Below are 23,912 nucleotides of genomic sequence, written 5' to 3'. Positions count from 1 at the left end.
AGAGACGGCTCCCTCCCGGCCTCCCCCACAAGGGGGGAGGCGAAGAGTCGAGCTTGTGGCTCGATCGTGCCTGACGCTCGATGCGGCACCTCCCCCTTCATGGGGGAGGATGGGAGGGGGCCGTCTGCTCGCGTTCAAGCTCAGCGCCCCGCCGCCTTCAGCTCACGCATCGCCTGCGCATCGCGCAGCGACAGGTCCGGATACTCCGCATCCGAGCCGACCTCGGGCAGGATCCGCCACGAGCGGGCGCAGCGCTGGCCTTCGGCCTTGGCAAAGACGACGGCGACGCCGCGCACTTCGTCGAGACGGAAAGCATCGGCCGGGCCTTCACCCTCGATGATCTCGATATCCGAGGTGATCGAGATTTCGGCCATGTCGGTGCCGCGAACGGCGGCAGCCAGCTTGTCGTCGGTGATGTAGACCTTCGGAGCCGCTTCGAGCGAGGCGCCGATCACCTTGTCGCGGCGGGCGATTTCCAGCGCGCCGGTGACGACCTTGCGGACTTCGCGGATCGCTTCCCACTTCTGGTCGAGCTTTGCATCCGTCCACTCCTCGGGGAGCTTCGGGAACTCACGCAGGTGCACCGACGAGTCGGCGCCGGGGTGACGCTCGAGCCACGCCTCTTCCATGGTGAAGACCAGTATCGGGGCGAGCCAGGCGGTCAACGCGTCGAACACATGGTCGAGCACGGTTAGGCTGGCGCGGCGGCGAACCGAGCTGATCGGGTCGCAGTAGAGCGCGTCCTTGCGGATATCGAAGTAGAACGCCGAGAGGTCGATGTTCATGAAGTTCGACAGCGCCGCGACGATGCGCTTGTAGTCGTAGCTCTCGTAAGACTCGCGCACGAGGACATCGAGGTCCTTGAGCTTCGACAGGATCAGCTGCTCGAGTTCGGGCATGTCGCGATAGTCGACGGTCTCCTCGGCCTTGCGATGGGCGAGGTTGCCGATGAGCCAGCGGATGGTGTTGCGGAGCTTGCGGTAGCTGTCGACGGTGGTGTTGATGATCTCCTTGCCGATCCTCAGGTCGTCCGAATAGTCGGACTGGGCGACCCAGAGGCGGAGGATATCGGCGCCGAACTGCTTGATGACGTCCTGCGGGGCGGTGGTGTTGCCCAGCGACTTCGACATCTTCTTGCCCTCGCCATCGAGGGTGAAGCCGTGCGTCAGCACGCTCTTGTAGGGCGCGTAGCCGTTGGTGGCGCAGCTTTCAAGCAGCGAGGAATGGAACCAGCCGCGGTGCTGGTCGGAGCCCTCGAGATACATGCCGGCCGGGAACTGCATGTCCGGCCACTTCTGCGGGTTCTTCAGCACCCAGGAATGTGTAGTGCCAGACTCGAACCAGACGTCGAGGATGTCGTCGACCTTCTGCCACTCGTCGGGATCGACGGGCTTGCCGTCGTGCATGGCGCCGGCGAGAAAACGCTCCTTGGCGCCGGCCTTGAACCAGGCGTCGGCGCCCTCTTCCTCGAAGGCCTGGCCGATGCGGTGGTTGACCATCCTGTCGACGAGAATGGTGTCGGTCGCCTCGTTGTAGAACACGGCGATCGGCACGCCCCAGGCGCGCTGGCGGCTGAGCACCCAATCGGGGCGGTCGGCAATCATCGAGCGCAGGCGGTTCTGGCCGGCCTGCGGGTAGAACTTCGTATTCTCGATGGCCGTGAGCGCGATGCTGCGAACGGTGTCGCCCGGCTGGATCGTCACCTGCTCCGGGTGCTCCGACGCGAGCTTCATCGCTGCGAGCTTCTCCGCCTCGTACGGCCGGTCCATGTAGACGAACCATTGCGGGGTGTTGCGGAAGATGATCGGCTTCTTCGAGCGCCAGGAATGCGGGTACTGGTGCTTGATGCGGCCACGGGCGACCATGGCGTTGCGCTCGGCCAGCGCGGCGATGACGCGGTTGTTGGCGTCGCCCTTCTTGCCGGCATCGTCGATGACGCGCGCGCCATCGAAGCCGGGGGCGGCGGCGGTGTAGAAGCCGGCGTCGTCGACGACATAGGGGATGGCGGTGTCGATGCCACGCTCGGCGAGCTTGCGGCCCGAATCCATCCAGATGCCGAAGTCATCAAGGCCGTGGCCCGGCGCGGTATGGACAAAACCGGTGCCGGTGTCGTCGGTGACGTGCTCGCCATCGAGCAGCGGCACTTCGAACTCATAGCCGCCGCCGAGCCCGCGCAGCGGGTGGTTGGTCGAGACGATCTTCGAGCAATCGACGTCGTGCAGGCGGACGAAGGTTTCGACCTTGGCCTTCTGCAGCACGTCGGCGGCGAGCTTGTCGGCGAGGACGTATTTTTCGCCCTTGGTCGCCCAGTTGCCTTCCGGCGCGCCAGTGACCTCATAGAGGCCGTAGCTGATCCTGCTCGAATAGCTGATGGCGCGGTTGGCCGGGATGGTCCACGGGGTGGTGGTCCAGATGACGACGTAGGACGAGCCGAAGTCTTCGAACGAGCCCGTGCTGAAGGCGCCATTGGCCGAGTGGATCGGGAACTTCACCCAGATCGCGTCGCTCTCGTAGTCCGCATACTCGATCTCGGCTTCGGCGAGCGCCGTGCGCTCGACCACCGACCACATGACGGGCTTGGAGCCGCGATAGAGCTGGCCCGACGCCGCGACCTTCATCAGCTCGCGGGCGATCTGCGCTTCGGCGTCGAAGCTCATGGTGAGATAGGGGTTGGACCAATCACCGACCACGCCGAGCCGCTTGAACTCCTCGCGCTGGGTGTCGACCCAGTACTGCGCGAAGCTCCGGCACTCGTTGCGGAACTCGTTGATCTCGACGTCGTCCTTGTTCTTGCCCTTGGCGCGATACTGCTCCTCGACCTTCCACTCGATGGGGAGGCCGTGGCAGTCCCAGCCCGGCACATACGCCGAGTTGTAGCCGAGCATGGTCTTGGACCGGCTCACCAGATCCTTGAGGATCTTGTTGAGCGCGTGGCCGATATGGATGTTGCCGTTGGCGTAGGGCGGGCCGTCGTGCAGCGTGAACAGGGGCTTGCCCTGCCCTGCCGCGCGCTGGCGCGCGTAAATGTCCATGTCTTCCCAGCGCTTCAGCCAGTCGGGCTCGCGGGCCGGCAGGCCTGCGCGCATCGGGAACTCGGTCTCGGGGAGGAACAGCGTCGCGCTGTAGTCGGCCTCCGCGCCGCTTTGAGCAGTGTCGTTCATCGTCATCGATCGATGTTCAAGGGAAGTTGCGGGCTTGTAGCAAGCGGGGGGCTTGGGTGAAAGCGTGAATTGCCGAGGAATTGACTCGTGGCGGCGCGCCACGGCAATGCTCGACGATCCTGCAGCCGAGGAGCCTCACCATGAGCGTCGTGCCGCCGATGACGACCGTTCCGCCGATGACGGAGCAGAAGTCCGCCCCGGAACAGTCGCACGACCGCGACTGGTGGCGTGGCGCGGTGATCTACCAGATCTATCCGCGCTCCTTCCAGGATCACAACGGCGACGGCGTGGGCGATCTCGTCGGCATCACCGAGCGGCTCGACTACGTGGCCGACCTCGGCGTCGACGCGATCTGGCTCAGCCCGTTCTTCACCTCGCCGATGAAGGATTTCGGCTACGACGTTTCCAACTATCGTGACGTCGATCCGATCTTCGGCACCCTCGGCGACCTCGACCGGCTGATCGAGAAAGCCCATTCGCGCGGGCTCAAGGTGATCATCGACCAGGTGATCTCGCACAGCTCCGACAAGCATCCGTGGTTCACCGAAAGCCGGCAGAACCGCACCAATCCGCGGCACGACTGGTATGTCTGGGCCGATCCCAAGCCCGATGGCACGCCGCCCAACAACTGGCTGTCGATCTTCGGCGGCTCGGCCTGGGCGTGGGACAGCCGGCGCATGCAGTATTACCTGCACAACTTCCTCACCTCGCAGCCCGACCTCAACTTCCACAATACCGGCGTGCAGCAGGCCGTACTCGACGACATGCGCTTCTGGCTCGAGCGCGGCGTCGACGGCTTCCGGCTCGATACGGTCAACTTCTACTTCTGTTCCCTGGGTCTCGAGTCCAACCCCGTCGTGAAGCCCGAGGATTTCAACGCCTCGACCGCGCCGGCGGTGAACCCCTACAACTTCCAGGAGCATGTCTACGACAAGAGCCGGCCGGAGAACCTGCAGTTCCTCAAGCGTGTCCGAGCGCTGCTCGACGAGTATCCCGGCGCGACCTCGGTGGGCGAGATCGGCGATGCGCAGCATCAGCGCGAGGTGATGGCGCAGTATACGGCAGGCACCGAGCGGCTGCACATGGCCTACACCTTCGACTACCTCGGCGGGGCCTTCGATGCCGGGCACTTCCGCAAGTCGATCGACCTCACGGAAAGGGACGCCCCCGACGGCTGGATCTGCCTTGCCTTCTCCAACCATGACGTGGTGCGCCATGTGAGCCGCTGGCTCGGGCATGGCGACCGCGATGGCTTCGCCAAGCTGACAGCGACGATGCTGCTGACCATGCGCGGCTCGGTCTGCGTCTACCAGGGCGAGGAGCTCGGCCTCTCCGAGGCGGAGCTGGCTTTCGAGGACCTCGTCGATCCCTACGGCATCGAATTCTGGCCCCAGTTCAAGGGCCGCGACGGATGCCGCACCCCGATGGTGTGGCAGGGTTCAGCGCACCTCGGCGGCTTCTCGACGGCGCCGCGAGCCTGGCTGCCGGTGCCGGGCGACCACCTGCTCCACGCCCCGGACATCCAGGAAAAGCAGAACGATTCCGTGCTGCACCACTACCGGGCGACGCTCAAGTTCCGCCGGGACCACAAGCCGCTGCAGAAGGGTACGATCGTGACGCATGACGCGCCCGAGGGCGTGCTGATGTTCACGCGGACGCTCGACGGCGAGGCGATCCTATGCGCCTTCAACATGACGCAGGGCCCGATAGTCGTCGGAATGCCCGACGGGTTCGATGTGCGCGGTCTCGACGCCCCCAACAGCGTCCCCGGCCCCATCGACGGCCAGCTCGACCTCCCGCCCTTCGGGGCGTTCATCGGCGCCGTCGTCTAGGACGGGCTCGTCAACCGACATCGGCTCGACCGGAGCCGGTTCCGCTTCGGCCATCGCCGGCTCGGCCGGCGGCATCGGCGGGGGCGGTTCGGGATAGCGGGGATGGAGCAGCGTCCGGGTCACCGGGTGGCTGCCGTTCTCGTGGAGCTCGCCGGGCTTGCCGCCCTCGACGATCTGGCCACGGTCGAGAACGTGGATGTGGTCGCTGAGCGTGCGCAGCACGTCGAACTCGCGGCTCGCGCAGAGCACGGTCAATCCATAGTCGGCGCGCACGCGGTTGAAGAGCGTGAGGAACTCGGCCTGCTCCACCGGGCAGAGACGCGCGGTGGGCTCATCGAGCATGATCAGCCGAGGGCGACCTACGAGGGCGCGGGCGAGCGCCAGCTTCTGCAGCTCGAGAGCACCGAACTCGCCCGGCAGCCTGTCCAGCACATCAGGCGCCAGCCCGACGACGCGGACCGCTTCCACCAGCCCCTCGGCCTGCTCCTCGATCAGCAGTTGCTCCTCCACCCGCAGTGGCTCGGTGAGCGTGAGCCCGACCGGCAGGTCCGGGTTGAAGGCGGCATGAGGATCGGGGAACAGGAAGGCGATGCGGGCCCGCGCCTCGGCCGGGATGTCGGCGCCGTGATAGGGTCGGCGGTCGAACTCGATCCGGCCTCCACTCACGCGTCCGAGCCCCGCAGCGAGGCGGAGCAGCAGCGACTTGCCCGCCCCGGCCACGCCGAGCAGTCCGACCACCTCGCCGCGCCGGACCGAGAGGGAGACATTCGACAGCGCAGGGGTGGCGGCCGGGCGCGGCCAGCGCCACCAGGACCGGCCGAAGCGTTTCGTCACGCCGTGGAGTTCGAGCAGCGGCGCACCGATGGGCGGGCGGGCCATGGTGCGCGTGCGGGGGCGAACCGCGGTCGCTAGTTCGCGCGTCGCGGCTTCGCGCGGATGCGACAGAAGACGGTCGGGGCGCCCGCGCTCGATCAGCCTGCCGCCGCTCAGGATGGCGGTTTCCATGTCCATGGCGAGCGGCATGCGGAAGTCGCGGGTCAGCACCAGCAGGGCAATGCCGCGATCGCGGTTCGCCAGTTGCAGCGCGGCCAGCAGTTCGTGCTGCGCCCGCGGGTCGAGCGCCCTGCCCGGCTCGTCGGCGACGATCAGATCAGCACCCGCCTCGATCCGGGTGGCAAGGACCGAGGCGGGCGCGCTGGCGTCGAGCAGGACCACGCGAGCAGCGGTGGTCACGCCCTTCATCGCCAAGGGGGGCAGCTTGCCCGCGAGGGCAGCAGCAAGGAGGGACTTGCCGCTGCCGGGCCGGCCGACAATCGCGAGCGCGGCGCCCGGGGCAAGTGCGAGGTCGAGGCCGGCGAGCAGGCGCCGGCCACCCGTCCTGATCGAGGCATCCTTGAGCTCAACCACGCTCATCGCCCGCGCCCCCGCAACCCGGCGGCGGCCAGCAGGAGCCCGAGCACCAGCATGACGACGACCACTCCGGGCATGATGACGAGAAGCGGCCGGACGGTGACGAACTGCTGCCCCTCGCGCAGCAGGAGCCCGAGGCTCGTGCCGGGAGAGCGTACGCCCAGCCCGGCGAAGGAGAGGCTGACCTCGATCAGCACGACGGCCGCGAGCAGTTCGCATGCATTGGCGGCGAGCCGGGGCAGGAGGCGCGGCAGGACATGGCGCTGGGCGGCCGAGAGCGTGCCCAGGCCCGCAAGACGGGCCGAGGTCACGAAGTCCTGCCGCCAGAGCGGCGCCAGCGCGTCGCGCGTCGAGATCGCAACAAGGACAAAGCCGGGGAGAGCGATACTGGCCAGAAGGGTCAGGTACCCCGACGCGCCCAGCCCGGAGACGACAAGGCCGATCAGCAGCGCCGGAGTGAGCAGCGCCACCGGATGCTGAGCCTGTCCAACCGCGCTGCCCGAGCACGACAGCGCCACGCCGACCGGCATGCCGACGAATAGGCAGACAATGGTGCCGAAGAGGGCGAGGGGCAGCGTGGTGGAAGCGGCGCCCATCAGCGCCGGCACAAGATCACGCCCGGCAGGATCGGTCCCGAGCCAATGGCTTGTGCCCGGCTCGGCGAGAGGCGTCCCAACGCTCCCCTCCCAGACCACCGACAGCACCGCGAGCCCGGCAACGAGAGCGACGATACCGAGGCCGGCGAGGGCCCGCATGTCGGGGAGGCGCGGCATGGCGGTGGCGCTCATGCGGGGCGCTCCCCGCGGCGCAGCAGACCCAGCAGGGAGAAACCGAGCATTCCGATCGAGGCGATGAGGGCGAGGGCGAAAAGTCCGCTGGCGAGGAGCGCCGGATCGCGCTGTTCGGCCGCGCCAAGCACGAGGCCGCCGAGACCGGGCAGGTAGAAGACGCCTTCGACCAGGGTGGTGGCGAGGAGCAGTTCGGCGAATGTCCTGCCGAGGGCCGCCGGCCGGTTGCGATGGCTGAGCCGCAGGGCGAGCAACCCGCCAAAGGGTATCCCGAGCGCCACCGCCGGCAGGACGAGTGAGGACAGTGCCCCGGCGGGGTCGCTCCAGGGCAGGAAGCCGTTGGCCGGGAGGAGTTCGAGCGCGCCCGCGAGGATCACCACCAGCAGCAGGCCAAGCCAGAACGGCGGCAGGATCGCCACGGCCGCTGCGACACCCTTCGCCGTGCCCGGGACGGCGCGAAGTCCAGCGGCCAGGATGCCGGCGGCAACAAAGGCAAGGATGACCAGCGGGAGGGTGACCGCGAGGCGCGACCACAGATCGGGCGAACCGACGACGAAGGCGAGGAAGCGCTCGGGCAGCGAGCCAGTGGCGTTTCCGGCGAGACCGAGCACAAGGAACAGCAATAATGCGGCGCCCAAGACAGCACCGACAAAGGCGACCAGCCGCTTCAGGACGAATTCTCTCATGTTCCGGCGCCCCCCGCCGAACCAATGATCCAAGTCCAATGAGGCTAACGTTATTCAACGATTGGGTGATTCCCAATCGTCAGGTCAGCGTCGGTCGCCGAATTGCGTGGAAAGTACGACCGGGACCAGTCCGACGAGTACGATCGTCAATGCCGGCAGCGCCGCCTCGGTGAAAAGGCTGACATTGGCGCGGGCGTAGACCACGGTCGCAAGTGTTTCGACCCCCAGCGGCCGCAGCAACAATGTTGCCGGCAGTTCCTTGACGATCTCGACGAAGACGAGCGTCGCGGCGGTCAAGAGGGCCGGCGAGAGCGTCGGCAGATCAACGCGGAGGAACAGCCGCCATCCGGTCACGCCGAGCACGCGGCCGGCATCGAGCATAGTATCGCCGCGCTTCCGGATGGCGGCGTCGATGGTCGAGTGTGACACAGCAAGGAAGCGGATGGCATAGACATAGAGCAGCGCGGCGACCGACCCCGAAAGGATCAGGCCCGGCCGCCAGTGGGCCAGCGCCATGGTCAGCCGGTTGAACCACAGGTCCGCCTGCCCCAGCGGCTGCAGCAGGCCGAGTGCCAGAACGGTCCCGGGGATCGCGTAGCCGAGGGTCGCGATACGGATGAGCCCATGGGCGGAGCGGCGGGTACCAAGCTTTGCCGCCAGCATGCCGATGCTGACCGTGATCAGCGCGCCCAGCGTCGCGAGAACGAGCGTCGTCGCCCCCGCGCCGATGGTGAGGCCGAGCGTATTCGGCCCGAGGTTGCGCAGCGCGAGGATGAGCAGTTCGCCGGCCGGGATGCCGAAGCCGAGGACGAGGAGTACCGCACAGAAGCCCAGCGCCAGCGCCGCCTCGGTGCCGACCAGCTTCTCGCGCGGCGGGGCGACGCGGCTGTCGCGATGGAGGAGATAGACGCGGTCACGGCGGGCCCACTGCTCGAGCAGGATGAGCAGGCCGATGACGAGCACGATCATCACCGCCAGCTGCGCGGCGCCGCCGAAATTCGAGCGGTTGATCCAGGTCGAGTAGATGACCGCCGTCAGGCTGTTGACGCCGAAATACTGCACGGCACCGAGGTCGTTGACGACCTCCATCATGGCCAGCGTCATGCCCACGACCAGCGCCGGCCGGCTCAATGGCAGCGTGACGGCAAAGAAGGTGCGAAAGCCCCCTGCCCCCAGCGTGCGCGAAGCAGCCGCGATCGAGCCCGACTGCATGACGAAATAGGCGCGGCACGAGGCGTAGACATAGGGGTAGAGCACCATCGACAGGACGAAGGCCGCGCCGCTCGGGCTCCTGATGTCGGGGAACCAGTAGTCGTGGATGGTCTTGCCGCCGAATACGGCGCGCACCGCCTGCTGGATGGGTCCGGTGAAATCGAGGAACTCGACGTAGGTGTAGGCGGCCAGATAGGTCGGAATCGCCAGCGGCAGCATCAGTGCCCACTGGAAGATCCGGCGGCCGGGGAACTCGAAATGCGTCACCAGCCAGGCCGAGACGAGGCCGAGCACGCCCGTGATTGCCCCGACCCAGGCCATGAGCGTCGCGGTTTCGCGCAGCGCCGTCGGCAGCATCGCGGCGGCGAGGCCGCCGCCCGCGCCGTTGGTATCGAGCGCGGCGATGGCGAGCCAGATGATGGGCAAGCCCATCAGCAGCACGAGCAGAACGGCAGAAACCGGCGGTAGCAAGGCTCCGCCGGTTCCCCTCGATGTCAGCGCTGGACTGGCTCGGCTGATGGACAGCCTCCGGTGTTAGTTCTGCGGGCCTTCGTTGAACTTCAGCTCGTCGACGAGGGCCGCGGCTTCGTCGCGGAAGCCGGCGGTTTCGGTCAGCGACACCTTGGAGGGCTTCAGTTCGCCCCAGCTCTGGGTCAGTTCGGCGGGCTTGACGCTCGTCACGGCCGGATACTCGTAGTTGGCATCGGCGTAAAGCTGCTGGGCTTCGTCGGACAGCAGGAACTCGATGAGCTTGTTGGCATTCTCGGGGTTTGGCGCGTACTTGCCGATGAAGGCGCCGGCGGCGTTCACCTGCGTGCCGTCACCGTTGGCATCGGGGTAGACGATGCGCGCGGAGGCGGCCCATTCCTTCTGCTCGGGCTCGGCGTCGTTATTGAGCATCAGGCCCATGTAGTAGGTGTTGGCGATCGCGAGGTCGCAGCTGCCTTCGAGGATGGCCTTGACCTGGCCGCGGTCATTGCCGGTCGGCGCCGAGGCGAGGTTGTCGCGGACGGCGGTCAGCCAGGTGCGGGTCTTGTCGACGCCCCAGGCGGCGATGCGGTTGGCGATGAGGCCGATATTGTAGGCGTGGTCGCCCGGACGGGTGCAGAGGCGTCCCTTCCACTCGGGCTTGGCGATGTCCTCATAGGTCAGCGCCGTCTCGGGAACGCGATCCTTGCTGACATAGAAGACGCGGGCGCGCAGCGACAGCGCGGCCCAGTTGCCGTCGGCATCGTGGAACTCGGGCGCGAGGCGCTCGGTCAGCGCCGGCGTGGTGATCGGCTGGGTCAGGCCCTGTTCCTTGGCGCCGACGAGGTTGCCGATATCGACGGTGAGGACGACGTCGACCGGGGAGAGTTCACCCTCGGCGGCGACGCGCTCGAGCAGGCCGTCGCCGGCGTAGAGCACGTTGGCCTTGATGCCCGTCTCGGCACTGAACGTGTCGAGGAGCGGCTGGATCAGGCCGGGCTCGCGGTAGCTGTAGACGTTGACCTCGCCACTCTGGGCAAAAGCAGGCACGGCGGTGCCGGCAATCAGAGCGGCAAACAGCGCTGCCGACATACGCATCGTCTTGGTCATCAGTGTTCTCCCGTCGCCCAGCCAACCTGGCCGGTGTCAGGGCGCATACGCCAAAACGGAGCGCGGAAGTCAACATTATTGGGAACGGCTAAGCCCCCGTCCCGTCAACACAGTTTAGAAACGTTCCAGCCCGCTGGGAAAAGCGCTGCATCCACCTGCCTCTGGCGGCGGCACCGTGGAGCGGCCGCTGCGACAATCTGTCCACGAAGCTATTGGGACGCGGGACCTAAGTCGTTCGCGCAGCGCGCTATTCCCGCACGAGGTCGGCGGGGACCAGCAGCGAGAACATGTTGCCGGTTCCGACGGCCGGGTCGACCGAGAGCGACAGCGCGTTCACCGCGAGCAGCGACCGGGTCAAGGCGAGGCCGACACTGGAGCGGACCGGCTGCAGGGCCTCGCCGTTCTTGCCCACGCCATCGCGGAAGACGACGAACCGTTCGCCGAGGTCGCGGCGGGTCTCGCCGCCATCGCGCACGTTGACGGTGACGGCGCCATCGTCCTCGCGCTGCGCCGACAGGATGACCGAGCCACCGGGCGGAGTCTGGTCGATGGCGCTGGCGAGGAGATTGAGGATCCCCTGGGTCAGCGAGGCACGGTCGGCGGTGATGCGCGGCAGCCGCTCGGAGACGGCGCTGCGGACGAGGACGCGGGCGTCTCCGGCCTGCCTGCGGACACGGGCGAGGCAGCTCTCGAGCAGCGCGGCCAGATCGATATCGTCGGGCGCCGCCGGATAGCGGCCTTCCTTCAGCCGGGCATAGTCGTCGAGCTCGTCGATCAGCGTCGCGATCTCGGTACCGGCCGTGCGGATATCGCGCGCATATTCGAGGGTGCGCAGGTTCTCGCCGGTGCCGGTCCCGGAGGTAGAAATCAGGTCGGCGAAGCCGATGACCGTGTTGAGCGGACGGCGGACGGCGCGGCTGACGCGCGTCAGCATCGAGGGCTCGAACTCGTCCATCGGCGCAGGCTCCTGCCGCGCCGGCGCAGTCGTCGTGCCGCCAACCTTGCGCACCAGGGCGAAATAGCCGGCGACGATGCCCGCCTGCCCCTGGGCGAAGACCGCAATGCGGACGGTGGAATTGGCGCCGGCGAACTGGATGGCCGGGCGCGCCGTCTCGGCGAAGCGGGCGGGCCGCTCGAGAAAGGTCTTCAGCTCCCCCAGCTGGGAGGGATCGATGAAGACGGCGAGCGGGCGTCCGACGATCTCTTCCTCGGTCAGGCCGAGAACGATGCGGCCGTGCAGCGAGACGGAGGTCACGATGCCCGACCGGTCGGCGGCGATGAAGCCGTCATCGGCGGTCTCGGCGGCAAGCTCGGCGAAGGAGCGCACCGCAGCTTCGTGCCCGAGGCGGCTCTCGGCCTGGCTGGCCGACAGCATCAGGGCCGGCCGGCCGTGCCAGGTGATGGACTGCAGCCGGGCATTCACGGGCACGAGCCCACCGTCGCGGCGCAGCAAGTGCGTCACCGGGCCGACGACTTCGGCGTCCTCGGCGGGGAAGATGGCGGTGAGCCCAGCCGAACGCAGGCTCTCTATGCTGTCGTAGCCGGCAAGATCGGTGAGCGCGCGGTTGGCGAACAGCACCTGCTGGTCGCGGAAGACCAGGATGCCGAGCGGCAGGCGGTTGAGGATGAACGTCTCGCCGGCAAGGTTGATCAGCGCCCCCTCGCCGGTCGTCTCCGCGGCCGGAACCTCGTCCGGCCGGACCTGCATGCCGTTGACGCGATCGGTCAGGATGCGGCTCAGCTCGTCGAAATTGTAGCGCGAGACGCGCTCGACGGTCTCGGCGTCGGGCGGCGCCGAAGCCGCGACTGGTTCCTCGGCCGGACGTTCGACCGGCAACGGGGTGAGTCCGCGGCCGACAACGCGCCAGATGATGGTGGGGGCGACGCTCTCGTCCTCGGCGTCGGCCGCCTCGATGATGGCGGCGATGGGATCCTCGGCCGGCGCCTCGAGGGTGGGTTGCGGCTCAGGCACCGCGCCGTCGTCATCGCCCCGCACGGGGTCTTCGACCGGAGCCGGCGGCGGGCCGGAAAAGTGCTCGTCGGCGGCCGTCAGCGGCTCGTAGAGCGAGTTGTCGTCCGCCAGGCGGTCGAACAGCGATGCGAGGGAGCCAGCGAACTCTGCCGGCCGCAGGGGTTCGACCCAGTTCTCTTCGTCGGCGGCCACCGGCTCGTCGTCGGCATGCTCTGCGACTGGCAGCCCCAGCGGCAGCAGCGGTTCGCTCTCCTCGGCCGGAGCGGAGACAGGCGCCGGCGCGTCCTCGCGCGAGATGACGCCTTCCTCGGCCCGCACGTCGGCGATGGCGGAAGCCGCAGCCGGGGCGCGGCGCTCGAACAGCAGCAGCACCGCATCATGCGGGCTGGCGGTGAACCGTGTCACCTCAACGGCGTCGCCGTCGAGCTGGACTTCGCCGCTCTCGTCCTCGTGCGGCAGCCCCTCGCTCTCGATGATGGGACCGAACCGGTCGAGGGCATGCCGGGTCCCGGAGGTGATCTGGCCATCTTCGCTGATCAGCAGGAAATCCGCCCCAGGCGGCAGGATGCGGGCCGTCACCGGGTCGACCTCGTGCAGGTCGCGTGCCTCGAGCAGTTCCGGATCGATGGGATCGACCGCGACGATGAGGACACCCATCTCGCCCGCGCCGATCGCCAGCGGCATGCACGTGCAGGTTGCCGAAATCGGCCGATCACCCGCGAGGAACTGGATGCGGCTCAGGCTCGGGCGGCCCATCGAGCCCAGCCGAATCAGCCGGGCGACCTGCCCCTTGATCGGCACCGCCTCGGGGGCGAGCTTCAGGCCGTGCTTCTTGATCTTGCCGCGGAAATAGCGCGCGGCGTCATTGCGCCAGAGCAGCGTTTCGCCGTCTTGGGACCACAGCCAGGCCGGACGGACATCTGCCCAGTGCAACAGCACCAGGCGGGCCGTCGGCGATTTGATCCACTCAGCGTCCACGCATTACTCGTCTACCTGCATTGTGCCAATTTGACACAAAGCGAACTCGGAACTTAATCTTCTCTAAATAACGTGCGTCTTCCGCCCGGTCTATATGCGCGCTTGCGCACGTGCCGGTCATTGTGCGGCGATGGTTAAGCCGGGCTCCGTCAACAGGCTATGAAGAGCGCCAAATCGGCGCTTGCCAGAGCGAAAAACTGAAACTATGTTCCGCCGCGCTTGCCGAGGCCGCCTTAGCTCAGTTGGTTAGAGCGCTAGATTGTGGATCTAGAGGTCCCCCGTTCGATCCGGGGAGGCGGTACCACTCCGCACTGGCCCGGCATCAAGCACATTCCCCACCGAACCGATCCAGCGCTGGCCCATCCGGGCCTGGCGTCACCCCGACATGGAGCGGAGCCGCCGCAGCACCGTGGTTTTTCATGCTAAGACGCAGGCAATTCCAGCGCAACGATACTTGATCCTGACGGTGGACGCGCCGGAGTAGCAGCGATCGTCGTGCTGGCCCGCCTCGCCTCCCTCGCCCGGTGTCCTAGTTTCCGGCCGTGCGGCGGCCGAGGACGAAGGACTGGATGGCGACGCAGGCGGCGCCGCGGCACCACTCGATGTTCTCGCCCGAGCGGATGGTGAGCGGGATCGGCCGGGTGCGCGGGTCGCGGTCGGCGGCGATGCCGGCTTCAATTGCCGCGGTTGCCACTTCGGCGAGGCGGACGCCTTCGCCGCCGAGAATCACGGTTTGCGGCATGGTGAGGTTGGCGATGGCGGCGAGGAGCCGGCCGAGGCCGCGGCCGGCATCGTCTACCACCCGTCGCGCCGCCGGCTCGCCCGATGCGGCGAGATCGAGCGCCTCGGGATAGGTCACGGTGCGGCCGAGCGCCTGCGATACCGCGTGGGTGATCGCCGTGTCGGTGAGCACCGCCTTGGCGCAGCCGCGGTGGCCCTCCGAGCAGACCGGACCGAACGGGTCGAGAGGCCAGTGTCCAACCAGCCCGATGCCGAACTCGTCGTTGCGCACGATCTCGTCGTGGATCACGAGGCCATAGCCGACGCCGGCGCCGAGCGTCACCACGGCGAAGCGGTCGAGCCCGCGGCCGGCGCCGAACCAGTGCTCGTACTCGGTGAAGGCGACAAGGTCGTTCTCGACGATGGTGGGGATGCCGGTGCGCGCCTCGATCATCACCCCGAGCTGCACGTCTTCCCAGCCGAGGAACGGCGCGCTCAGCACATGCCCGTGCTCGCCGAGAAAACCGCCGATGCCGATACCCAGCGCCATCACCTCGGGCGTGCCGGCAGCGAGCGAGCGCGCCAGTTCGGCGATCACGTCGGCCACCGCGTCGGGCGACCGGTCCGGCAGGCGGCGGGACTCGGTGGAAAGCACGTTGGCGCGGAGGTCTGTGGTCACCCCCACCACTTCGTCGGCCATCAGCTTCATGCCGATGAAGCGGCGCGAGGTCGGCACCACGTCGAGCAGTTGCGACGGTCGGCCGACCCTGCCGTCGACCTGCTCGCCCGCCTCGACCAGCAGCCCGGATTCGAGCAACGGCGTCGACAGCCGGGTGAGCGAGCCGGGGGAGAGGTCGAGCCGCCGCGCCACCTCGCTGCGCGACAGCGGGCCGTGGATCAGCACCTCGAGTGCCACGGCGCGCATCGCGCCGTTGCCGGGCATCCATCTGGGCGTGGTGATCCGCATTCAAGCTCTCCTCAGACAGCCCGATTAGCGTATCGGATTTATTTTGCCAAGGAAGATATGTGGCATCTGCCGATGCGTCTGATGGCCGTTGACAGCATAATTATTTCCACCATAAAACAATTAGAACGAGCCGGCCAAGGCTCGTCGCTGAGGAGGAAATCACCATGACCTATCACCCGACGCGCCGGGGCGCGTTGCTGTCGCTGGTCGCCGGCGCGGCCCTGTTCGCAGCGCTGCCGGCGCTCGCCGAGGACGTCACCGTCACCTTCTGGGGGTCGTACGGCAACGGCGGCAACTCGACCCAGCAGGACGCGCTGAATGCGACGCTGATCCCGGCCTTCGAGGCGGCGCATCCCGGCATCAAGATCAAGTATGTCGACGTGCCCTATGACTCGCTGCTACAGAAGCTGACCACCAGCGCCGCCGGCGGCGAGCTGCCCGACCTGGTGCGCGCCGACCTCGGCTGGGTGCCGCAATTCGCCGATCTCGGCGTGCTGGTGGCGCTCAGCGACGCGATGCCCGACTTCAAGACCTTCGCCGACGCGACCTACCCGGGGACGCTCGCCACCAACCTCTACAAGGGCAAGTATTACGGCCTGCCGCTCGACACCAATACGCGCGTGCTGGTGGTCAACCAGGCGGCCCTCGACAAGGCCGGCGTCAGCGCCCCGCCCGCCACCTTCGACGAGCTGAAGGCGCTGGCCGAGAAGCTGAAGGGCACCGATACCCAGGTGTTCGCCGATGGCGGATTGGGTGGCTGGAGCCTCTTCCCGTGGATCTGGTCGGGTGGCGGCAACATCACCGATCCGGACCTGACCAAGGCCTCGGGCTACCTCGATAGCCCCGAGAGTGTCGCGGCCGTGCAGATGCTGGTGGACCTTTACGCCGCAGGGCAGATCCCCAACCTGATCATCGGCAACCAGGGCGCCGTCGGCACCTCGGACGGCCTGCCGTCGGAGAACTACGCCACCATCCTCGATGGTCCGTGGATGGCCGGCATCTGGTCCGAGCAGTATCCGGACTTCACCCCGGTCTACGCCCCGGTCCCGGCCGGCCCGGGCGGCTCGGTCAGCGTGGTCGGCGGCGAGGATATCGTCCTCACCACGGCCTCGAAGAACCAGGACGCGGCGCTCGAATTCATCCGCTTCACCCAGTCCGAGCAGTTCCAGATCGAGATGGCCAAGACCGGCCAGATGACGGTGATCCCGGCCTTCGCCGACAAGCAGGCCGAAATCCTGCCGTTCCTCGCGCCCTTCGCCGAACAGCTGAAGACCGCGAAGTCGCGCCTCGCCATCCCCGGCTCGTCCAAGGTCGACGGCATCCTCAACGCCGAACTGGTGCCCGCCTTCGAGGGCAAGATCAGCGTGCAGGAGGCCCTCACCATGGCCGCCGCGCAGATCGATCCGCTGCTCACCGGCGCGCTCTGATGACGGACCTGGTCCGCGACGCTTCCGGGCCCAAACTCGCGCGGCGCTCCCAAGGGGCGTCGCGCGAGGCGGGAGGGGCGATGAAACTCTGGCGGACCTACCTGCCTCCGGCGCTGTTCATCGCGCCGGGGTTCCTCTTGTTCCTCGTCTGCATCGTCTATCCGATGCTGCAGGCGGTTCAGATGAGCTTCTTCGACTGGAAGATCGTCGCGGGAGCGACCAGCACCTTCCTCGGGCTCGAAAACTATATCCGTGCCTTCAACGATCCGCGCTTCTGGCTGGCGCTTTCGAACAGCGGCATCTACATGGCCTTCACCGTGCCGCCGCAGATCGCGCTCGGGCTCGGCGTGGCACTGCTGCTCAAGGACAAGAGCCCGGCCCAGCCGGTGTTCCGCGTGCTCTACTACCTGCCGGTGGTGACCAGCTGGGTCGTCGTCTCGCTGCTGTTCAAGTACCTGTTCGCCGATCGCGGGCTGATCAACTTCGCCCTCGATGACCTGCTCGGCGCCACCGACAAGATCTCCTGGCTCGCCGACCGCTGGACGGCGCTGGTCGCCATCTGCGCGCTCGGCGTCTGGAAGGGCATCGGCTGGTCGATGATGATCTTCCTTGCCGCCCTGCAGGGCGTGCCGAGGGAACTCGAGGAAGCTGCCGTCATCGACGGCGCCAACCGCTGGCAGCGCTTCGGCGCGGTGACCCTTCCCGCGATCTGGCCCGCGACGATCTTCGTCACCATCATGCTGGTGATCGGCGGCTTCAACGTCTTCGCCTCGGTGCTCGTGATGACCAATGGCGGCCCCGGCGGCGCCACCGAAGTGCTGCTCACCTACATGTACCGGCAGGCCTTCGAGTTCCTCGATTTCGGCTACGGCTCGGCGCTGGCGGTCATCCTGACGCTGATTGTCTTCGCCCTCTCGGCGCTGCAGCTCAAGCTGTTCCGCAACCCGGAGGCGACGCGATGAGCGCGCCGGGCAGCCCGATGACCCCGGCGAAGAGCCTGCGGCTGGTGACGCTTGCCTTCGGCGCGCTGCTGATGGTGACGCCGTTCCTCTACATGCTGTCGACCAGCTTCAAGGGCCAGCAATATGTGCTGAAGCTGCCGCCGCAGTTCATTCCCGATCCGGCGACGCTGTCGAACTACGAGCGCATCCTGGTGCGCGGCGATTTCGGCCACTACTTCGCCAACTCGCTGATCGTCGCGGTGATCTCGACCGCGCTCGCCGTGCTGCTCAGCGCCATGATGGCCTATGGCTTCGCGCGCTACCGCTTCCCCGGCCGCGAGCTGATGTTCCGCATGCTGCTGATCGGGCTGATGATCCCGGCGATGATGCTGATCGTGCCGCAGTTCGTGCTGGCGAAATTCTTCGGCGTGCTCGACAGCCTGCCCGGCCTGATCATCTTCTATGTGGCGGGGAATCTGGCGCTCAACACCTTCCTCCTCCGCGGTTTCTTCGAGGCGCTGCCGGGTGAGCTCGACCAGGCGATGCAGATCGATGGCGCCAGTCACTGGCGGCGGTTCTGGAACCTGGCGCTGCCGCTCTCCCGCCCGGCGCTGGCGACCGCCACCATCTTCACCTTCCTCGCCACCTGGGACGAGTTCGCCTGGGCGCTGACCATCATCACCACGCCCGAGAACCAGACGCTGCCCATCGCCATTGCGCTGCTGCAGGGGCCGAAGGGCACGCAGTGGGGTCTCGTCTTCGCCGCCTCGATCATCGCCATCCTGCCGGTGATCGCGGTGTTCCTCACCTTCCAGCGGCACTTCGTCCAGGGCCTCACGGCCGGCTCCGTCAAGGGATAACCTCATATGTCGATCTACCCATCGCGCGAGCTGCTGCCGCGCCGCGCTTCGTTCCGCCCCGGCGAGCCGATCGGCATCGAAGTTCGCGGAAAGGTTGCCCCGGGCATCGCCCGCGTCTTCCATCTCGGCGATCCGGTCGCCGAAGTGGATTGGCAGAGTGGAGACGTCGAACTCCCTGCCCTGCCCGAAGGTGGGTATGGGGTCGAACTCGGCGACCTCGGCACCGCGATCGACGTCGCGGCCGACTCGCGCTCGCGGCTCCGCTACGGGTTCGTGGCCAGCTACGCGCCCGACAAGGACCTTGCCGGAGTCACGGACACGGTGCGGCGCCTGCACCTCAACGCCGTGCAGTTCTACGACTGGGCCTATCGCCATGCTGACCTGATGGGTGGCGGCGAGGAATATCGCGACGCGCTCGACCAGCCGATCGCACTCTCGACCGTACGGGCCCTGGCGAAGGCTGTCCAAGCCGCCGGTTCCCGCGCGCTGGGCTATGCGGCGGTGTATGCCGCGGGCCCAAAGGAATGGGATCGCTGGAAGCACCGCGCCCTGCTCACCGCGAGCGGCGTGCCCTATGCCCTTGGCGACTTCCTCTACATCCTCGATCCCGCCGCGCCCGACTGGCTCGAGCATTTCACCGCCGACCTGGTGAACTCGACCGCATCGATCGGCTTCGACGGCTACCACCTCGACCAGTACGGCTACCCCAAGCGCGCCAGCCGCTCGGACGGGGTGGCGATCGACGTCGGCGCCTCGTTCGTCACCCTCATCAAGGCGGCCCGGGACGCGCTGCCTGATGCGCACCTCGTCTTCAACAACGTCAACGACTTTCCGACGCGCCGCACTGCCGCCACGCGTCAGGACGCGGTCTACATCGAGCCGTGGGCGCCGCAACTGACCCTGCAGGCACTGGCCGACACCGCAACGCTGGCCCGCGCCCATGGCGGTGGCAAGCCGGTGGTGCTCGCGGCCTACCAGCACGTGTACGACAAGGCACCTGCCGCCGAAGCCGATCGGGCCACGGCACTGACCATGGCTGCACTCTACTCGCATGGCGGAACGCAGCTGCTCGCGGGCGAGGCCGATCGGCTGCTCTGCGATCCGTATTACGTGCGCAACCACGTGATCGAGCCCTCGACCGCGGCGCTCCTCAAACGCTGGTACGATTTCCTCGTCGCCCACGATGAGCTGCTGATGCCGCCAGAGCTGACCGACGTGACCAACGCCTATGCCGGTCCCTACAACGGCGATCTCGACGTGAGCTTTTCGGGTGCCGAGCTGAGCGAGACCGCCGGTGCGGGCAAAGTCTGGCGCCGCATCGTCGCCGCCACGGATGGCCGGCTCGTCATCCACCTGATCAACCTCGTCGGCCAGCCCGACACCCTGTGGGACGCGCCCCGCACAGCGCCGGCCGACCCGGGCACCGCGACCCTGCGCTATCGCAGGCCCGGCACGGCCGTCCCCAGGGTCATGGTAGCCGACCCCGATGGTGCCGGACGGCTGGTCGAGGTGCCATCGCGGCTGGACGGAGACTACCTCGTGGCGGAACTCCCGGCCCTCGCCGTGTGGCAGGTGGTTGTCGTCGGCACATAGGGAGCCGGGCCTGCGACGGGTCCCGCGATCAACTGTCGGGAACTATTTCCGTCGGGCGCGATTGCCCCGCTAGAGTGTCGAGACGCGTCAACCGGACATGGTGGCATGGCAAACTTGGCGGTTTTTCCGGTTTCCCGCCAAGGCCGACGAAATGGCAGCCGAGTGCCTATCCCACCCGTTTCGACCTCGATACATCTGTACAGTGGCACATGCTACATGTTCAGCTGCGCCGTCTGTCAGGCCCAGTGAGCGCTGAGAGTGCCTCCGCATCTCTGCTCCTGGCTGACCACGCGGCAGTGAGGTTGGCTACGTGTCAGGCAACTGGGGGAGACTGCTTTGCTCGATGGTCGGTTGATCCTGGCGCGCAATGGGATCGCCGCACGGTCGCTGGAGGGCGTCGTAGCGGCGGACCGTTACGTCGAGACAGAGCTGTGCCAATTGGTGGTCCCATCGGCGTCGTTGCGCCGGGGAGCTTCAGCCGATGCCGAGCAGCTTGACCAGGTGCTGTTCGGCGAGACCTTCGAGGTGTTGGATCGGGCCGACGGCTGGGCGTTCGGGCAGGCCACCCGCGATGGCTACGTTGGTTATGTTGGCGCCACAGCACTGGGTCCGATGTTGCCGCCGCCGACGCATTGGGTTCGCGTCCTTCGAACCTATGGCTACAGCGCCCCGAGCATCAAGACGGCGCCTGTCGGGCTCTATTCGATGAATGCCCTCGTTCGCGCCGAAGAGCACGAGGGGCGCTTCGTGAAAACCGCGGGTGGCTGGTTCATCGGCGAGCATCTGGCTCCTGTCGGTGATGCCGCCACGGATTTCGTGGCGATTGCGGAGCAGTTCGTCGGCACGCCCTACCTTTGGGGCGGACGGGACAGCCTTGGGCTCGACTGCTCCGGATTGGTTCAGCAGGCGCTCTACGCCACTGGCCGTGGCTGCCCGCGCGACAGCGACCAGCAGGCGGCAATGGGCGAGCCAGTGCAGGCCGACCAGCTGCGACGGGGCGACCTGGTGTTCTGGCGCGGCCATGTGGCGATCATGATCAACGAGACTGACATCGTTCACGCCAATGGCGCCCGCATGGCGGTGACGATCGAGCCGCTGGCGGAGGCAATTGCCCGGACCGGACGCTCTGGCGGTGGCGAGCCTATCGCCTACCGCCGGCTCTGACATGCTCAGTCGGGCATCGGGCGGATGAAGTGGTTTGGCGCGATCTCGCGCACCTCGGGTTGCTCGATGGCTGACTGTCGCCGGATCGCCCTGATGTTGCGAAGCTCGTGGTCGAACCGCGTCTCCTCACCCAGCGGCCGGTCGGGGTCGGGCACGGCGGAGAGCAGCAGACGGGTATAGGGGTGCTGGGGGTTGCCGAGCACACTTTCGGTCGCGCCCCATTCGACGATCTGGCCGGCATACATGACCATGATGTCCTCGGCGACGTAGCGGGCGGTGGCGATGTCGTGGGTGATGTAGAGCACCGCAAGGCCGAGTTGGCGCTTCATGTCGTTGAGGAGGTTCAGGATGCCGAGCCGCACCGAGACGTCGAGCATCGAGGTGGGCTCGTCGGCGATGATCACCTCGGGGTTCACGGCGAGGGCGCGGGCGATGGAAATGCGCTGGCGCTGGCCGCCCGACAGCTCGTGCGGATACTTTGGCAGGATCAGCGGCGGGTCGAGCTTCACCCGGGTGAGGACCTCGGCGATGGCGGCATCGCGGGCGGCGCCCTTGAGGTTCGGCTGGTGGAGCCGCATCGGCCGCTCGACGTGGTAGCGGATGGTGTGGACGGGGTTCAGCGACGAGAACGGGTCCTGGAACACCATCTGCACGGCACTGCGATAGGCCTTCATGTCGCGCACCGCACTGCCCTCGATAGGCTCGCCGCGGAACAGGAGGCGCCCGCCATCGGGGCGGTACTCGCGCATGATCAGGCGGGCGGCGGTGGTCTTGCCCGAGCCAGATTCGCCGACCAGCGCCAGGGTGCGGCCGGGATGGAGTGCGAAGGACACGGCGCGCGCGGCGTGGACGGTGCTGCCGCCGCGATGGAAGACCTTCGAGACGTTGTCGAGGGCGAGGATGGGGGCGCTCTCGGTCATGGCGTGGCGCCCTCGGCGATGCGGGCGCCGGTAAGGCGCGGGATCGAGGCCCAGAGTTTTCGCGTGTAGTCGTGCTGCGGGTTGCGATAGATCGCCTGCGCGTCGTTGACCTCGACCAGCTCGCCTTCGAGCATGATGCCGATGCGGTCGGAGACCTGCACCATCAGGGCCAGGTCGTGGGTGATGAACAACACGGAGAAGCCGAGCTCCTGGCGCAGCTTGTGGATGCGCTCGAGGATCTCGCGCTGCACCACCACGTCGAGCGCGGTGGTCGGCTCGTCCATGATCAGCAGTTTTGGATTGAGCGCGAGGCAGATGGCAATGACGACGCGCTGCCGCATGCCGCCCGAGAGCTGGTGCGGATACGCCGAGAGCCGGTCGGCCGGGATATCGACCAGCGCCAGCAGCTCGGCGGCGCGGGCGCGGGCCGCGGGGCGCGACATGCCGGTGTGGGTCTTCAGCACGTCGTAGAACTGGTGCTCGATCGTCAGCACCGGGTTCAGCGAGTTCATGGCACTCTGGAACACCATCGCCACCTCGCGCCAGCGCAGCTCCTTCAGCGCCGCATCGTCGAGGGCGAGCACGTCGCGCCCGTTGAGGAGGATCTGGCTGCCGGAGCGGATCAGTGCGGGCGGGCGGTGCAGGCGGCTGATGGCGAAGGCGATGGTACTCTTGCCGCAGCCGCTTTCGCCGGCGAGGCCGAAGAACTCGCCTTTGGCGATGTCGAAGCTGACGTTCCTGACCGCGCGGAAGTCTGTGGTCGCGCCGATGTAGTCGATGGTGAGGTTGCGGATCGAGAGGACGGGATCGCTCACAGCTTGCCCTCCCCCCGGCGGATCAGGCCGGTCCAGCGGGCCAGCATGCCGCCGGTGCGGAGGCGCGGGTTGGCGATCTCGTCGATCGCGAAGTTGATCAGCGCGAGGCCGAGGCCGAGCACGGCGAGCGCCACGCAGGGGGTGAGGATGTCCCACCAGGCGCCGACCGACAGCGCCGAGGCGTTCTGCGCGTTGTAGAGCATGATGCCCCAGGAGACGGTGTTGGGATCGCCCAGCCCGAGGAACTCGAGCGTCGCCTCGGTGATCACGGCGAACAGCACGCTGCCGATGAAGTTGATGCCGACGATCGAGATGAGGTTGGGGAATATCTCGAAGGCCATGATGCGCCAGCCGGGCTCGCCCAGCATCTCGGCGGATTTGACGAAATCGCGCTGGCGGATCGACAGCGTCTCCGAGCGGGTGACGCGCACGCCCCAGGCCCAGGAGGTGAAGCCGAGGATCACCGCGATGACCAGCGGGCTCGCCTGGCCGATGAAGGCCGCGAGCACCAGCAGCAGCGGCAGGTTGGGGATGACCAGCACCATGTTGGTGAGGAAGGTGATGACCTCGTCGACCACGCCGCCCTTGTAGCCGGCGATGATGCCGAGGACGGTGCCGATCACGGTGATCAGCAGCCCCGCGCCGAAGCCGACCGCGAGCGAGATGCGGGCGCCGTAGAGCAGCCGGGTGAAGACGTCGTAGCCGAGGCGGGTGGTGCCGAGCAGGTGGTCGGCGGACGGCGGCTGGTGCGGGCGGCCGACGCGCTGGGTCGGGCTGTACTCGGTGAGCAGCGGGGCGAAGATCGCGACGAGGATGACGGTCGCGAGGATCGCCACACCGACGAGGGCCTTCCGATTGTGCAGCAGTTGGGCAAGGAGCTTCATCGTG

16 protein-coding genes, 1 tRNA gene and 1 pseudogene are annotated in these 23,912 nt (G+C 67.4%); 7 read left to right on the top strand and 11 right to left on the bottom strand.

Features of this window, described 5'->3' with window-relative positions; translation table 11 throughout:
* Positions 1–140: 140 nt before the first annotated feature.
* A complete protein-coding gene (ileS, locus tag PRN20_RS07575) occupies positions 141–3,161 on the bottom strand; it encodes an isoleucine--tRNA ligase (RefSeq protein ID WP_273956627.1) in 3,021 nt (1,006 codons plus the stop codon).
* Positions 3,162–3,337: 176 nt separating this feature from the next.
* Here ileS and PRN20_RS07570 point away from each other — a divergent pair, with 176 nt between their 5' ends.
* Positions 3,338–4,993, top strand: a complete 1,656-nt coding sequence (locus PRN20_RS07570; protein WP_273956792.1) for an alpha-glucosidase — start codon at positions 3,338–3,340, stop codon at positions 4,991–4,993.
* Between the two features lie 333 nt (positions 4,994–5,326).
* Here the strand turns inward: PRN20_RS07570 and PRN20_RS07565 are convergent.
* The 6 genes and pseudogenes from PRN20_RS07565 to PRN20_RS07540 form a co-directional block, all read right to left on the bottom strand.
* A pseudogene (locus tag PRN20_RS07565) lies at positions 5,327–6,406 on the bottom strand (ATP-binding cassette domain-containing protein); the annotation flags it as partial.
* Entirely contained in the window at positions 6,403–7,191 is a 789-nt protein-coding gene (locus PRN20_RS07560) for an ABC transporter permease (protein ID WP_273956626.1), read from the bottom strand. The pseudogene PRN20_RS07565 and the gene PRN20_RS07560, both read right to left, overlap by 4 nt.
* Entirely contained in the window at positions 7,188–7,877 is a 690-nt protein-coding gene (locus tag PRN20_RS07555) for a hypothetical protein (RefSeq protein WP_273956625.1), read from the bottom strand. Before PRN20_RS07555 ends, PRN20_RS07560 begins: the two co-directional genes overlap by 4 nt.
* 84 nt (positions 7,878–7,961) lie before the next feature.
* On the bottom strand, positions 7,962–9,560 hold the full coding sequence (locus PRN20_RS07550; protein WP_273956624.1) for an ABC transporter permease: 1,599 nt from the start codon (positions 9,558–9,560) through the stop codon (positions 7,962–7,964).
* Between the two features lie 63 nt (positions 9,561–9,623).
* Complete coding sequence (locus tag PRN20_RS07545; protein ID WP_273956623.1) at positions 9,624–10,667, bottom strand: extracellular solute-binding protein; 1,044 nt, start codon at positions 10,665–10,667, stop codon at positions 9,624–9,626.
* A gap of 247 nt (positions 10,668–10,914) precedes the next feature.
* Positions 10,915–13,617, bottom strand: coding sequence for a sensor histidine kinase (locus PRN20_RS07540; protein WP_273956622.1), 2,703 nt, complete (start codon positions 13,615–13,617; stop codon positions 10,915–10,917).
* 227 nt (positions 13,618–13,844) lie between these two features.
* On the opposite strand from PRN20_RS07540, the gene PRN20_RS07535 reads away from it, so the two are divergent.
* Positions 13,845–13,921: transfer RNA gene (locus PRN20_RS07535), tRNA-His, on the top strand.
* Between the two features lie 225 nt (positions 13,922–14,146).
* On the opposite strand, the gene PRN20_RS07530 is transcribed toward PRN20_RS07535, so the two are convergent.
* Positions 14,147–15,304: an ROK family transcriptional regulator gene (locus PRN20_RS07530; RefSeq protein ID WP_273956621.1), complete on the bottom strand. Its 1,158-nt coding sequence runs from the start codon at positions 15,302–15,304 to the stop codon at positions 14,147–14,149.
* A gap of 164 nt (positions 15,305–15,468) precedes the next feature.
* Here PRN20_RS07530 and PRN20_RS07525 point away from each other — a divergent pair, with 164 nt between their 5' ends.
* From PRN20_RS07525 to PRN20_RS07505, 5 genes are all read left to right on the top strand, one after another.
* Positions 15,469–16,731, top strand: coding sequence for an extracellular solute-binding protein (locus PRN20_RS07525; protein WP_273956620.1), 1,263 nt, complete (start codon positions 15,469–15,471; stop codon positions 16,729–16,731).
* 80 nt (positions 16,732–16,811) lie between these two features.
* Complete coding sequence (locus PRN20_RS07520) at positions 16,812–17,693, top strand: carbohydrate ABC transporter permease (protein WP_273956619.1); 882 nt, start codon at positions 16,812–16,814, stop codon at positions 17,691–17,693.
* Positions 17,690–18,532, top strand: a complete 843-nt coding sequence (locus PRN20_RS07515; protein WP_273956618.1) for a carbohydrate ABC transporter permease — start codon at positions 17,690–17,692, stop codon at positions 18,530–18,532. The genes PRN20_RS07520 and PRN20_RS07515 overlap by 4 nt, the downstream gene beginning before the upstream one ends.
* Before the next feature lie 6 nt (positions 18,533–18,538).
* Positions 18,539–20,125 carry a glycoside hydrolase family 66 protein gene (locus PRN20_RS07510; protein ID WP_273956617.1) on the top strand — a complete coding sequence of 529 codons (1,587 nt, stop codon included), beginning with the start codon at positions 18,539–18,541 and terminating at the stop codon, positions 20,123–20,125.
* A 336-nt stretch (positions 20,126–20,461) separates the two neighbouring features.
* Positions 20,462–21,289 carry a C40 family peptidase gene (locus tag PRN20_RS07505; RefSeq protein ID WP_273956616.1) on the top strand — a complete coding sequence of 276 codons (828 nt, stop codon included), beginning with the start codon at positions 20,462–20,464 and terminating at the stop codon, positions 21,287–21,289.
* A gap of 5 nt (positions 21,290–21,294) precedes the next feature.
* Here the strand turns inward: PRN20_RS07505 and PRN20_RS07500 are convergent, their stop codons facing one another.
* Genes PRN20_RS07500 through PRN20_RS07490 form a run of 3 tightly spaced genes read right to left on the bottom strand, consistent with a single transcriptional unit; the run spans position 21,295 to position 23,908 of the window.
* The gene (locus PRN20_RS07500; protein ID WP_273956615.1) at positions 21,295–22,209 is read right to left on the bottom strand and encodes an ABC transporter ATP-binding protein; all 915 of its coding nucleotides are present in this window, start codon (positions 22,207–22,209) and stop codon (positions 21,295–21,297) included.
* On the bottom strand, positions 22,206–23,024 hold the full coding sequence (locus PRN20_RS07495; protein WP_273956614.1) for an ABC transporter ATP-binding protein: 819 nt from the start codon (positions 23,022–23,024) through the stop codon (positions 22,206–22,208). The genes PRN20_RS07500 and PRN20_RS07495 overlap by 4 nt, the downstream gene beginning before the upstream one ends.
* The gene (locus PRN20_RS07490) at positions 23,021–23,908 is read right to left on the bottom strand and encodes an ABC transporter permease (protein ID WP_273956613.1); all 888 of its coding nucleotides are present in this window, start codon (positions 23,906–23,908) and stop codon (positions 23,021–23,023) included. Before PRN20_RS07490 ends, PRN20_RS07495 begins: the two co-directional genes overlap by 4 nt.
* Positions 23,909–23,912 lie beyond the last annotated feature (4 nt).

The organism is Devosia sp. ZB163, assembly GCF_028613635.1.
Classification (GTDB): domain Bacteria; phylum Pseudomonadota; class Alphaproteobacteria; order Rhizobiales; family Devosiaceae; genus Devosia_A.
The sequence above is the reverse complement of the archived record's forward strand: the minus strand, read 5'-3'. Positions and strand labels throughout refer to the sequence as shown.

Bases quoted from the DNA above. Each gene is read 5' to 3' on its own strand.
- ileS (WP_273956627.1), bottom strand. From the start codon at position 3,161: ATGAACGACACTGCTCAAAGCGGCGCGGAGGCCGACTACAGCGCGACG.
- PRN20_RS07570 (WP_273956792.1), top strand. From the start codon at position 3,338: ATGACGGAGCAGAAGTCCGCCCCGGAACAGTCGCACGACCGCGACTGG.
- PRN20_RS07560 (WP_273956626.1), bottom strand. From the start codon at position 7,191: ATGAGCGCCACCGCCATGCCGCGCCTCCCCGACATGCGGGCCCTCGCC.
- PRN20_RS07555 (WP_273956625.1), bottom strand. From the start codon at position 7,877: ATGAGAGAATTCGTCCTGAAGCGGCTGGTCGCCTTTGTCGGTGCTGTC.
- PRN20_RS07545 (WP_273956623.1), bottom strand. From the start codon at position 10,667: ATGACCAAGACGATGCGTATGTCGGCAGCGCTGTTTGCCGCTCTGATT.
- PRN20_RS07530 (WP_273956621.1), bottom strand. From the start codon at position 15,304: ATGCGGATCACCACGCCCAGATGGATGCCCGGCAACGGCGCGATGCGC.
- PRN20_RS07525 (WP_273956620.1), top strand. From the start codon at position 15,469: ATGACCTATCACCCGACGCGCCGGGGCGCGTTGCTGTCGCTGGTCGCC.
- PRN20_RS07520 (WP_273956619.1), top strand. From the start codon at position 16,812: ATGAAACTCTGGCGGACCTACCTGCCTCCGGCGCTGTTCATCGCGCCG.
- PRN20_RS07515 (WP_273956618.1), top strand. From the start codon at position 17,690: ATGAGCGCGCCGGGCAGCCCGATGACCCCGGCGAAGAGCCTGCGGCTG.
- PRN20_RS07510 (WP_273956617.1), top strand. From the start codon at position 18,539: ATGTCGATCTACCCATCGCGCGAGCTGCTGCCGCGCCGCGCTTCGTTC.
- PRN20_RS07500 (WP_273956615.1), bottom strand. From the start codon at position 22,209: ATGACCGAGAGCGCCCCCATCCTCGCCCTCGACAACGTCTCGAAGGTC.
- PRN20_RS07490 (WP_273956613.1), bottom strand. From the start codon at position 23,908: ATGAAGCTCCTTGCCCAACTGCTGCACAATCGGAAGGCCCTCGTCGGT.